General features: G+C 68.8%; 12 protein-coding genes. 6 read left to right on the top strand and 6 right to left on the bottom strand.

Annotation, left to right across the window (positions count from 1 at the left end; genetic code table 11):
- Window positions 1-2: 2 nt before the first annotated feature.
- Both IF11_RS0108740 and IF11_RS0108735 read left to right on the top strand, forming a co-directional pair.
- Window positions 3-983: an alpha-ketoacid dehydrogenase subunit beta gene (locus IF11_RS0108740; RefSeq protein WP_030350902.1), complete on the top strand. Its 981-nt coding sequence runs from the start codon at window positions 3-5 to the stop codon at window positions 981-983.
- Window positions 984-997: 14 nt separating this feature from the next.
- Window positions 998-2,440, top strand: a complete 1,443-nt coding sequence (locus IF11_RS0108735) for a dihydrolipoamide acetyltransferase family protein (protein WP_030350901.1) — start codon at window positions 998-1,000, stop codon at window positions 2,438-2,440.
- 742 nt (window positions 2,441-3,182) lie between these two features.
- Here IF11_RS0108735 and IF11_RS0108730 read toward each other — a convergent pair.
- Window positions 3,183-3,428, bottom strand: coding sequence for a hypothetical protein (locus IF11_RS0108730; protein ID WP_030350900.1), 246 nt, complete (start codon window positions 3,426-3,428; stop codon window positions 3,183-3,185).
- Window positions 3,425-3,877 carry an ATP-binding protein gene (locus IF11_RS0108725; RefSeq protein ID WP_037727341.1) on the bottom strand — a complete coding sequence of 151 codons (453 nt, stop codon included), beginning with the start codon at window positions 3,875-3,877 and terminating at the stop codon, window positions 3,425-3,427. Before IF11_RS0108725 ends, IF11_RS0108730 begins: the two co-directional genes overlap by 4 nt.
- 273 nt (window positions 3,878-4,150) lie before the next feature.
- Between IF11_RS0108725 and IF11_RS0108720 the strand changes: the two genes are divergently transcribed.
- A complete protein-coding gene (locus tag IF11_RS0108720) occupies window positions 4,151-5,020 on the top strand; it encodes a helix-turn-helix domain-containing protein (RefSeq protein ID WP_030350898.1) in 870 nt (289 codons plus the stop codon).
- Window positions 5,013-5,195 carry a DUF397 domain-containing protein gene (locus tag IF11_RS0108715; protein ID WP_030350897.1) on the top strand — a complete coding sequence of 61 codons (183 nt, stop codon included), beginning with the start codon at window positions 5,013-5,015 and terminating at the stop codon, window positions 5,193-5,195. The genes IF11_RS0108720 and IF11_RS0108715 overlap by 8 nt, the downstream gene beginning before the upstream one ends.
- A 38-nt stretch (window positions 5,196-5,233) precedes the next feature.
- Here IF11_RS0108715 and IF11_RS0108710 read toward each other — a convergent pair whose 3' ends face one another.
- From IF11_RS0108710 to IF11_RS0108700, 3 genes are all read right to left on the bottom strand, one after another.
- Complete coding sequence (locus tag IF11_RS0108710) at window positions 5,234-6,223, bottom strand: D-alanyl-D-alanine carboxypeptidase family protein (protein ID WP_420894604.1); 990 nt, start codon at window positions 6,221-6,223, stop codon at window positions 5,234-5,236.
- A 185-nt stretch (window positions 6,224-6,408) separates the two neighbouring features.
- Entirely contained in the window at window positions 6,409-7,341 is a 933-nt protein-coding gene (locus IF11_RS0108705) for a D-alanyl-D-alanine carboxypeptidase family protein (protein WP_030350895.1), read from the bottom strand.
- Window positions 7,342-7,530: 189 nt separating this feature from the next.
- Window positions 7,531-8,574, bottom strand: coding sequence for a BRO-N domain-containing protein (locus IF11_RS0108700; RefSeq protein WP_030350894.1), 1,044 nt, complete (start codon window positions 8,572-8,574; stop codon window positions 7,531-7,533).
- 142 nt (window positions 8,575-8,716) lie between these two features.
- Here IF11_RS0108700 and IF11_RS0108695 point away from each other — a divergent pair, with 142 nt between their 5' ends.
- Window positions 8,717-9,379 (top strand): GntR family transcriptional regulator, encoded by a 663-nt coding sequence (locus tag IF11_RS0108695; RefSeq protein ID WP_030350893.1) that lies wholly within the window; start codon window positions 8,717-8,719, stop codon window positions 9,377-9,379.
- A 56-nt stretch (window positions 9,380-9,435) separates the two neighbouring features.
- Complete coding sequence (locus IF11_RS0108690; RefSeq protein WP_206300685.1) at window positions 9,436-10,677, top strand: MFS transporter; 1,242 nt, start codon at window positions 9,436-9,438, stop codon at window positions 10,675-10,677.
- An 84-nt stretch (window positions 10,678-10,761) separates the two neighbouring features.
- On the opposite strand, the gene IF11_RS0108685 is transcribed toward IF11_RS0108690, so the two are convergent.
- The gene (locus tag IF11_RS0108685) at window positions 10,762-11,586 is read right to left on the bottom strand and encodes a maleylpyruvate isomerase family mycothiol-dependent enzyme (protein ID WP_030350891.1); all 825 of its coding nucleotides are present in this window, start codon (window positions 11,584-11,586) and stop codon (window positions 10,762-10,764) included.
- Window positions 11,587-11,738: the final 152 nt, after the last annotated feature.

Genomic DNA, 11,738 nt, shown 5'->3' with positions numbered 1-11,738 from the left:
CCATGGCCGTACAGAAGCTCCCGATCGCCAAAGCGATCAACGAGTCGCTCCGCAAGGCGCTGGAGACCGACCCCAAGGTCCTGATCATGGGCGAGGACGTCGGCAAGCTCGGCGGCGTCTTCCGGGTCACGGACGGCCTGCAGAAGGACTTCGGCGAGGACCGCGTCATCGACACCCCGCTCGCCGAGTCGGGCATCATCGGCACGGCGATCGGTCTCGCGCTGCGCGGCTACCGGCCGGTGGCGGAGATCCAGTTCGACGGTTTCGTCTTCCCCGCCTACGACCAGATCGTCACCCAGCTCGCGAAGATGCACGCCCGCGCGCTGGGCAAGATCAAGCTGCCCGTCGTGATCCGTATCCCGTACGGCGGCGGCATCGGCGCGGTCGAGCACCACAGCGAGTCGCCCGAGGCGCTCTTCGCGCATGTCGCGGGTCTGAAGATCGTCTCGCCGTCCAACGCGTCGGACGCGTACTGGATGATGCAGCAGGCCATCCAGAGCGACGACCCGGTGATCTTCTTCGAGCCGAAGCGGCGCTACTGGGACAAGGGCGAGGTCAACGCCGAGGCCATCCCGGGCCCGCTGCACGGGGCGCGGGTGGCCCGGGAGGGTACGGACCTGACGCTCGCGGCGTACGGCCCGATGGTGAAGGTCTGTCTGGAGGCCGCCGCGGCGGCCGAGGAGGAGGGCAAGTCGCTGGAGGTCGTCGATCTCCGGTCGATGTCCCCGATCGACTTCGACACGATCCAGACGTCGGTGGAGAAGACGCGCCGGCTGGTCGTGGTGCACGAGGCGCCGGTCTTCTTCGGCTCCGGCGCGGAGATCGCCGCGCGCCTCACGGAGCGGTGCTTCTACCACCTGGAGGCCCCGGTGCTGCGGGTCGGCGGCTACCACGCGCCGTATCCGCCGGCCCGGCTGGAGGACGAGTACCTCCCGGGCCTGGACCGGGTGCTCGACGCCGTCGACCGCTCGCTCGCGTACTGAGGAGTGCCGTGACCATGACTGCTGACACTTCCACCGCTTCGGCTCGCTATCGCGAATTCAAGATGCCGGACGTGGGCGAGGGGCTCACCGAGGCCGAGATCCTCAAGTGGTACGTACAGCCGGGCGATTCCGTCACCGACGGCCAGGTGGTGTGCGAGGTCGAGACCGCGAAGGCGGCCGTCGAGCTGCCCATTCCGTACGACGGGGTGGTGCACGAACTGCGCTTCGGGGAGGGCACGACGGTCGACGTCGGCGCGTCCATCATCACGGTGGACGTGGCGCCGGGCAGCGGAGAGCCGGCGCCGGCTGCGCCTGCCACCCCCGCTGTCGCCGAGGAGCCGGCCGAGCCCGCCGAACCGACGGGGCGTACGCCGGTGCTCGTCGGGTACGGGGTCGCCGAGGCGTCCACGAAGCGGCGGGCGCGCAAGGGCTCTCCGGGTGCCGGTGCTTCGGTGCCTGGGCAGGCGACGGGCGCCGGGGCTGCGGCCGCTGCCATCCAGGCGGAGATGAACGGGCACACGGGCACGCCCCCGCAGCCCCGTCCGCTGGCCAAGCCCCCCGTACGCAAGCTCGCCAAGGACCTCGGCGTGGACCTGGCGACGATCACGCCGACGGGTCCGGGCGGGATCATCACGCGCGAGGACGTCCACGCGGCGACGGCTCCCGCTCCTGCTGCCGAACCGGCGGTCGCGGCTCAGGCCCCGGCTCCGGTTGCCGAGCCGACGACGGCGGCCCAGGCGGCCGGCGTGACGGCCGGCCGGGAGACCCGTATCCCGATCAAGGGCGTACGGAAGGCCACGGCGGCGGCCATGGTGGGCAGCGCGTTCACCGCGCCGCATGTCACGGAGTTCATCACCGTCGATGTGACGCGCACGATGAAGCTGGTCGAGGAGCTGAAGTCCGACAAGGACATGGCGGGCCTGCGGGTCAACCCGCTGCTGCTCATCGCCAAGGCGCTGCTGGTCGCGATCAAGCGGAACCCCGAGGTCAACGCGGCCTGGGACGAAGCGAATCAGGAGATCGTCCTCAAGCACTACGTCAACCTGGGCATCGCGGCGGCGACCCCGCGCGGTCTGATCGTCCCGAACATCAAGGACGCGCACGACAAGACGCTGCCCCAACTGGCCGAAGCGCTGGGGGAGCTGGTGTCCACGGCCCGCGAGGGCAGGACGACCCCGGCGGCCATGCAGGGCGGTACGGTGACGATCACCAACGTCGGCGTCTTCGGCGTCGACACCGGTACGCCGATCCTCAACCCGGGGGAGTCCGCGATCCTGGCGGTCGGCGCGATCAAGCTCCAGCCGTGGGTCCACAAGGGCAAGGTGAAGCCCCGCCAGGTCACCACACTGGCGCTCTCCTTCGACCACCGCCTGGTCGACGGCGCCCTGGGCTCCCAGGTCCTGGCGGACATCGCCGCGATCCTGGAACAGCCGAAGCGCCTGATCACCTGGGCGTAAGCACACGGGGCCCAAGCGCCCCGACGACAGAGCCCCACGGCGCGCACGCGGCCGTGGGGCTCTTCGTTCGTCCCGCGCACGATCGGTCGGCGTTCGTCCCGGACACCGTGCGGGCTCCGGAAGACGCCTTCCCCACGGGCGGCCCCGGGGGGAGGGGTCCCCGGGGGGCTGAGTTGGTGGGCCCCGCTGGCGGGGGTGTGGGCGGTGGGGTGGGTGTGACGGGTGAGGTGGCAAGTGGGCCGTTGAGAGGCCGTGATGTGCCCCGCTGCCCGGTTACCTGGCACGAGGACGCATCACCGCCCGGAGGACCCTCCAAATGGCCAACCAAACCGGGACATACAGGTCAGGCTGAGGGCTCCGTCCGTCTCGGACTACAGGAACACCCGACAACGGACCGTCACCAGCGGGGCATGAAGCTCAACTACCCACTCACATATGCCCGCTGAGCTGGCTCCGGGCCGCCCCACTCCACGATTGCGCCCCCACCACCGGCCAGGAGGCCGGGAACGGACCCCAGGAACAAGGGAGCTTCCCCGGGGACCCCTCCCCCCCCGGGCCGCCCCTCCACGAAGCTGCACTTGCGGTGGAGGGTCGGGTGTCAAGGGGGACCGGAGGTCATCGGCTTGCCGACGCGACGAAGGAGCGCCCTTGACGCCCGGCCCGCAACCGCGAAACTGAAACCTGAGGGGCGGCCCCCACCCGACACCAAACCCCCCGGCCCACCCCGACTACCCCTCGGCCCTCACCGTCTCCAGTGACCGCGTGCGTGTCTGCGTGGGAGTTCGGAGGCACGGAGGGTGATGTGGACCGGTTCCCGGTGGCAGTAACAGGTGTACGTGTACGCCTCTTCGGCGGTCGCCGGGGCCTGGGGTGGCTCATGCTCGGGGCGCCAGGTTGCCGCGTACAGAATGCCGATGACCAGCACGATGAGGCTGATGGCGAGCGCGACGACGCCCCACAACGCCCTGTCGGTGAAGGGGTCGATCACCGTGCCGTATCCGTCCGAACGTCGAGCTCGGCATAAACGGTCTTGCCGACGCTCCGGGGCCGGGTGCCCCAGCGGTCCGCGAGTTGCGTGACGATGTGCAGTCCCCGGCCGAAGCATTCGTCGTCCTCGGCGATGCGCAGACTCGGCAGTCGCTCTCCGCGCGGGTCACTGACCTCGATACGGAGGGTCTTCGGCCGGAGGGTGGTCCGTACCTGGAAGAGGCGGTCGCGCAAGCTGCCGTGCAGCAGGGCGTTGGTGGCGAGCTCGCTGACCACCAGGGCGGTGGACCAGGCGAGTTCGGGGTGCCCCCACTGGGTGACGAGCCGCGCGGCGCGCCGCCGCGCGAGGCTGACGCTGCCGGCGGTGGGCGTGTAGTTCAGCCGATCCTCCTGGAGAACCGGAGAGAACTCGGGCTCAGACGCGGATGCCTCTTGGTGGGCTGGGGTCATGGACGCGCACCTTTCCGTGTGCGGCGGGTCTGCCCGTACGGGGTGCGCATGGCAGTGGCGATGCCGCGGGCTGCTCTGGCGCAGGGCAGGGCGGTGCACTTCCACCATGTTGGCGCCGCAGTGCGAGCGGTTGCGTACCGAAAGTAGCGGTCACGGCGTCGCCGGACAATATCTTGGAGATAATTCTCCCCACTAGGGTGATTGTGCGCTGCTGGACGACGGTTGCAGACTGTGCCTGACATCAGGAGGTGACGTGGAGTGACACAGCGGCGCGTGAGCACGGGAAATCGTGTATCGACGGTCCTGGCCCGACAGTTGGGCGGCCAGTTGTTGGCTTTCCGAGAGGCCGCCGGCCTCAACCAGTCCCGCGCGGCCGAGGTTCTCAGCGCACAGACGGCCAAGGTCGCCAAGATGGAGAGGGGGTGGGTGCCGTTTCGGGATCCCGACATCATCGCGCTGTGCAAGCTCTACGGAGTTGAGGACGCGGAAGTCGTTGACGGTCTGCTGCGGTTGGCCAAGCTGGACCGCGATCGTCGCAAAGCGAAAGGCTGGTGGAGCGCTCTCGACCAGGGAAATCTGCGGGAGTACATCGCCATGGAAGACGTGGCACTGAAGGTGCGCCTATGGCAGCTCTCGGTCATTCCGGGACTGTTCCAGACGCCGGAATACACCCGCGCCTTGGCGGTCCCGGAGATTTCGCCGGACGAGATCGATCACATCGAACGGGTCGTGGACGTACGGCGGAGGCGACAGGCCCGTTTGTACGGTGACCATCCACTACAGGTGCACGCAGTCATCTGGGAAGCTGCGCTCCGTCAGATGATAGGCGGGCCAAGGGCGATGGGGCAGCAGTTGGCACACCTGCGTGAACTGACCGAACTGCCAAACGTGCATATCCAGCTGTTGCCCTTTCGAGCGGGTGGCTACCCTGGCGTGGGAGGTCCGTTCAACATTCTTTCGTTCGCCGACGAAGGCGCGGTGGACGTGATCCACATGGACGGTCTCGGCTCCACGGTCTGGGTCGAAGGCGAACAGGAGAGCGCGGCCTACGCGCAGCTCTTCGGACGCCTATGCGCGGCCAGTCTCTCGCCGTATGACTCCGTACAACTCATCGAGGGCATTGGGAAGGAAATGAGTGAGTGACAAGTTCGAGTTCCGGAAGTCCAGCTACAGCAATCTGACCGGCGAGTGTGTCGAGGTCGCCCTCAACGTCCCCGGTACCGTCGCCGTCCGTGACTCCAAGCGCCAGACCGGCCCGGTCGTCCGCGTCACCCCCGCCGCGTGGGACGCCTTCCGGGCCGGCCTGCGCAGGCCGTAGCTCCCCCTGCAACCCCTGCAACCCCCTGGCCCTCCGGATCAGTCCCGCTGCGCCCCCGCCGGGAGCTTCCGCAGCTTCATCGTCTTCGCCGTTGACATCCCGAACCCGTAGTCCAGCAGCGCCGCCGCGTCCGCGTACTGGTTCGTGCTGTTCAGGACGACGCCGACCACCGTCTTGCCGCCCCGCGTCGCCGCGAAGACCAGGCACAGGCCCGCCGGGGTGCTCGTGCCGGTTTTGATGCCGGTGACGCCCTCGTAGGAGCCGAGCAGCTGGTTGGTGTTGTACCAGGTGTAAGTGCGCGTGCCGCCGTTCGCGGCCGGGGCCGTGCTCTTGTACGAGGTGGTCTTGACGATCGTGCGGAAGGTGGCGTCGTTCATCGTGTGCTGGGCGAGCTTCGCGAGATCGCGCGGGGTGGTGGTGTCGGTTCCGATGCCGTCGAAGGAGGCGAACACGGTCTCGCCGAGACCCAGTTCCGCGGCCTTCGCGTTCATCTTCGCGATGAACGACGCCGTCCGCGCCTCGCGGGTGGCGCCAGTGCCGTACGTGTCCGCCAGGGCGTACGCGGCGTCCGAGCCGGAGGGCAGCATCGTGGCGTACAGCAGCTGCCGGACGGTGAGCCGGTCGCCGGTGCGGAGGTCGGCGGTGCTCGTGCCGTTCGCCGCCACGTAGTCGCGGTACGCCTGCTGGACCGTGACCTCGCGGTCGAGATCGAGGTTTCTGGCGTCGAGCACGACGGCGGCGGTCATGATCTTCGTGGTGCTCGCCATCCGGCGGCCGGTGCCCGCGTCCTTCTCGAAGACCGTATCGCCGGACGCGTCGTCCACCAGGAGGGCGCCCTTGGCGGCGACGGCCGGCGCGGGAGCGACCGGCGCGGCAACGGCCTGCGAGGTCACGGCCGACGCGGCGGCGGGCGGAGTGGCCGCCTGGGCCGGCGCGGCCAGGGTGGTGACCGTCAGCAGGGCGCCGGCAGTGAGGGTGATCAGGGCGGTGGTGTGCGCGGCGCGCAGGGCCCGGGGGCTGGTGGTCAAAGGAACGCTCCGGATCAGTGAGGCCATTGGTGAGGTCGCCTTGGTTTTTGAGCAAGGTGTCCACCTACGGAACGTCCTGGGAGGGCCGTTGGGTTGTCCGGGGGCGCGTACGAGGCGTACGTACGAACGAGGGCCGGGCCGGAGTCTCGTTCCCCGGCACGGCCCTCGCTCTCACTTGCCCCGGATCAGTCGCGCTGCGCGTCCGCCGGGAGCGACCGCAGCTTCATCGTCTTCGCGGTCGACGAGCCGAAGCCGTAGTCGAGCAGCTTCGCCGCGTCCTTGTAGCGGTCGGAGCCGTTCAGGACGACGCCCACGAGGGTCTTGGTGCCGCGGGTGGCGGCGAAGACCAGGCAGGGACCCGCGGCCGTGCCGGTGCCCGTCTTGATGCCGATGGCGCCGTTGTAGGAGCCGAGGAGCTTGTTCGTGTTGTACCAGGTGTAGGTGCGCGTGCCGCCGGTGCTGGTCGGGGCCGTGCTCTTGTACGAGGTGGCCTTCACGACCGCGCGGAAGTTGGAGTTCTTCATCGCGTACTGGGCGATCTTGGCGAGGTCGCGCGGGGTGGTGTAGTTGTTGCCGGCCTGCGATATGCCGTCGAAGGAGTCGAACTTGGTGTTCTTGAGCTTGAGTTCGGTCGCCTTGGCGTTCATCTTCGCGATGAACGACTTGGTGCGGGCGGCGTTGGTGGAGCCGGTGCCGAAGGTGTCGGCGAGGGCGTAGGCCGCGTCGCAGCCCGAGGGCAGCATCGTGCCGTACAGCAGCTGCCGCACGGTGACCTTGTCGCCGGTCCGCAGGTCCGCGGTGCTCGCGCCCTGCTTGGTGACGTAGTCGCGGTACGCCTGCTTGACCGTCACCTTGCGGTTGAGGTCGACGCCCTTGGTGCTGAGCACCACGGCGGCGGTCATGATCTTCGTCGTGCTCGCCATCTGGCGCCGGGTGTCGGCGGTCTTGCTGTAGACCGTCGCGCCAGTCGCGTTGTTGAGCACGAACCCGCCCTTACCGCTGATGGACGGCGCGGTGGCCGCCTGAGCGGGTGAGGCGAGGGCCGAGACGGCCATGAGCGCGCCGGCGGTGAGGGAGATCACGGCGGCTCTGCGCGCGCCCGGGAGGCTGGGTGTCAAGAGAAACGCTCCGAATCCGCGAATGCGAGGGAAAGCACCGAATGGGGCCTCTCTGGGAAGCAGGCCCCTATAGGTGACGCATGAGCGGACCAGAGGGATGTACGGGATGCGGGAGCGGTTTCGTGGATCAGGTCACGGTTGAGGTCAGGGGAGGTCAGGCCGTGGTGGTTCGGTGCGGGCCGGGGCGGTTCAGTGCGGCGCAGTGCGCAGTACGTACACCGGCGAGCCGTCCGGCGCCCCGCCCCGCGCGTCGATGCACGCGTGCTTCCGCATGAACCGGAGGCACTCGTTGACGCGGTGGACCGACAGGCCCGTCCGGGACGCGATGGACTCCAGCGGCTGGCGCAGCTCTCCGTCTTCGGCCAGCGCAGGGGCGATGGTGACGGCGACGGCCCAGACGTCCTCCGTCACGGACATCCGCGTCTTCCAGTCGGCGAGGACTGCTTCGGCGGTGGGACGCGGGGGCTGAGTAACCGGGGCCGGGGCCGGGGCCTGGCGATCGGTTCCGCCGGGTCCGCCACTGCCGCCGGATCCGTCGGACCGCTCTGTGAGAACCGCGTCGAGCTGCTCCGCTATCCGCTCCATGGCGCGTGCGGTGGCCTGATGCGCGGCGAGCGCCTCACGCTGGGTGGCGAGCGATTCACGTCGTAACGCGAGGGATTCGCGCTGTACGGCCGCGAACTCCTCGTCCAGTCGAACGTTCCGCTCTTCGAGCCGGACGATCGCGTCGGCGACCTGTTCGGGCAGCGCGTACGAAACGGGCGCCCCCGGCTCCGCCACTGCCGCCGGCGCCGCCTGGTCGGCGGACTCCGTTCTGGCTTCGGGGAACGTGTAGGAACCTTCCCGCTGGACCGTCAGGATGACCTCGGTGACCCACTCCTTGAAAGGTCCGCACGAGACTTTTGTGCACCCGTTGACGAGACGGATCAGACCCTTCAGGTCGATGAGTTGCAAGTCTCGACGCCACTCTCTACCTGCGGGAACGCTGAGACCGTAACCTCCAGTTACGGTCTCAAGAAAGTCTCGCTGATTCTCGGGGACATGGTCGAGAAGTGCCTTTCTCGAATTGCCGTACCCAAGTCGGCTGCATACGTCCACCGCCGGAAACCAGTGCATCCCGTCCGGCATCGTCAGCCTCCGGATCCGGGAGCCCGTCGCTCCGTAGACAAAGTCGTTGATGTCGATCGCCTCGCGCCGTGCGGGCGTGTTCGAGGACTTGTCGCGTTCGTTCATACGAATCACCTCCGTGGCGGAACGTAAAGCGAGCAAATCGAATATGCCAGCGTCCCTGGCGAGGTTCATCACACTGGGTGACCCCTGTCCGAATCCCGGACGCGGGATGCTGTTGCACCTGTGTTGTATCTAAGCTGTGCGCATGCCACCCGCCCCTGCCGCTCCCGTGAAGCAACCGCCCGCCGCAGACCGCGTGTACAGCCATATCAAAGAAGCCGTGCTCGACCGCCGTTACGAAGGCGGCACTCTGCTGACCGAAGGTGAGCTCGCCGAAGCCGTCGGGGTGTCTCGTACGCCCGTGCGGGAAGCGTTGCTCAAGCTGGAGGTCGAGGGGCTGATCAAGCTCTATCCGAAGAAGGGCGCCCTCGTACTCGCCGTCTCCGCGCAGGAGATCGCTGATGTCGTCGAGACCCGGCTGCTGGTCGAGGAGTTCGCCGTACGGAGGGCCGTGCCGGCGTCCGCGCGGTTGGTCGCGCGGCTGGAGGAGGCGCTGGAGGAGCAGCGGCGGCTGGCCGAGGACGGGGACCTCGCCGCCGTCGCCGTCGCCGACCGGTGCTTCCACGCCGAGATCGTGCGCCACGCGGGCAATGAGATCCTCTCCAAGCTCTACGACCAGCTCAGGGACCGTCAGCTGCGGATGGGCGTCGCCGTGCTCGAAGCGCACCCCGACCGCATCGCCAAGAACATCACCGAGCACACCGAGCTCCTTGACGCCATCAGAACCGGTGACGCGGACGGCGCGGCGCAGTGTCTGCGCCGGCATGTCAGCCGGGTCAAGGTGCTGGTCCGGGGTGAGGCCCGGTGAGCGCCGTCTCGGGCACCCTCCCCGGCGATCCACCCGGCGGGCGCCGTGCCACCTGGATGTGGGGCATCGGCGTCGCCGTCTACTTCGTCGCCGTCATCTTCCGTACCAGCCTGGGCGTGGCCGGCCTCGACGCCGCCGACCGCTTCGAGGTCAACGCCTCGGCCCTGTCGACGTTCTCCATACTTCAGCTGCTCGTGTACGCGGGCATGCAGATACCCGTCGGCCTGATGGTCGACCGGCTCGGCACCAAGAAGGTACTGACCATCGGCGTCGTGCTGTTCACCGTCGGGCAGCTCGGCTTCGCGTTCTCCCCCTCGTACGGCACCGCCCTCGTCTCCCGCGCGCTCCTCGGCTGCGGTGACGCGATGACCTTCATCAGCGTGCTGCGGCTCGGCACCCGCTGGTTCCCGGCCCGGCGCGGGCCCATGATCGCCCAGGTCGCCGCGCTCTTCGGGATGGCGGGCAATCTCGTCTCCACCATCTTCATCTCCCGCACCCTGAACGGTCTCGGCTGGACCACCACCTTCGCGGGCAGCGCGCTCGCCGGGGTCCTCGTCCTCGTCCTGCTGCTGCTCTTCCTCAAGGACCACCCGGAGGGCCATGAGCCGCCGCCCGCCGAGCACGCGGGCGCCGCGTACGTACGGAAGCAGATCGCCGAGTCCTGGCGCGAACCCGGTACCCGGCTGGGGATGTGGGTGCACTTCACCACCCAGTTCCCGGCGATGTTCTTCCTGCTGCTGTGGGGGATGCCGTTCCTCGTCGAGGCGCAGGGCCTGTCCCGTGCCGTCGCGGGCGAACTGCTCACCCTGATCGTGCTCTCCAATATGGTCGTCGGGCTGGTGTACGGGCAGGTCATCGCCCGCCACCACGCGGCCAGGGCGCCGCTGGCCCTGGGCACCGTCGGGGCGTCGGCGCTGGCCTGGGCGGTGACGATCGCGTACCCCGGCGACCATGCCCCGATGTGGCTGCTGATCACACTCTGCGCGGTCCTGGGCGCGTGCGGACCCGCGTCGATGATCGGCTTCGACTTCGCCAGGCCCGCGAACCCGCCGGAGCGTCAGGGCACGGCCTCCGGAATCGTCAACATGGGCGGTTTCACGGCCTCGATGACGACGCTGTTCGCGGTCGGCGTCCTGCTGGACGCGACCGGCGACAACTACCGGATCGCGTTCTCGACCCTCTTCGTTCTGCAGGCGATCGGGATCGTGCAGATCCTGCGGCTGCGGAACCGCACCGCGCGCCGGGAGCGGGAGCGGCTGGTGGCGAGCCGGGTGGAGGCCGTGCACGTACCCGCGTGACGCCTGTGCGTATGCCGCGCTGTCCACGTACGGCCGTGCGGGCGGGCGTTGGACGTCAACGGTAAACGGATGGCGCGCCCGGCCCTACGGCGTGACCGCGAACTCCCGCAGAATCGCCTCGGCCAGATCAAGATCACCGTCGATCTTGACGCGGTCCGCCACCGCCGCGGGCCGCACCCGTCCGCACGCCAGCCGGAAGTACGTCTCCCAGTCCGTCGCGAGGGTCACCACGGGACCGAGCGAGGGGGACCCGTCCACCGAACCGCGTCCGTCGGCGTTCACCCTGACCGTACGGAGGAACTCCACCGGGCCGGAGACATCGATGACGACCGCCGAGTTCGGCGGCGCGCCCGCCTTCTTGGCGACGACCTTCGGCAGCGCGGCCAGCAGCGCGTCGCGGGTGACGATCGCGCCCGGTGAGTCCAGGTTGCCGGGCCTGTTCAGCGCGGTGCGCAGGTCCTGCTCATGCACCCAGATGTCGAACGCCCGCGCGCGCATGGCGGTTTCGAGCGTCTGCTCGGCGCCCAGCGGGGCGCGGACCATGGTGTCGGGGGAGCGGTTCTCGTTCCGCAACTGACGGTTGCGGCGGATGATCGTGTACTCCAGCTCGGAGGTCATCTCCGGCGCGGTGTGGTGGCGCCGCACATCGACCTGCATCTCCATGTAGCGGGTGTGGTCGTCCCGTACGTGGTAGAGATCGCGCGGCAGCGAATGGATGGGCCGGGGGTCCCCGAGCATCTCGCATTCCATGCCGATGACATGCGAGACGATGTCTCGTACGGACCAACCGGGGCACGGTGTGCGGCGGTTCCATTCGCCTTCGACGAGCGGCTGCACCAGCTCGGCTATGGCCTCGATGGAGTGGGTCCAGGCATCGGCGTAGTTTTGAAGGCTGGGATGGACGGTCACGGGACCCCTCGGCGGTTCTGCGGAACGCGGGCTGGCTTGCTGGCGGGCGGGCGGGCTGCGGGCTGCGTGGGAGGTTTGGCAGCTAAGTTACGCTGCCCGGTGGCACCCCGGCAGTGCTTTCGTGTGACGATCGTAGGCCCGTGTTGACGGCT

Source organism: Streptomyces scopuliridis RB72 (assembly GCF_000718095.1).
GTDB classification, from domain to species: Bacteria; Actinomycetota; Actinomycetes; order Streptomycetales; family Streptomycetaceae; genus Streptomyces; species Streptomyces scopuliridis.
Note: the sequence above shows the minus strand (reverse complement) of the source record. Positions and strands in the feature narration are given on the sequence as shown.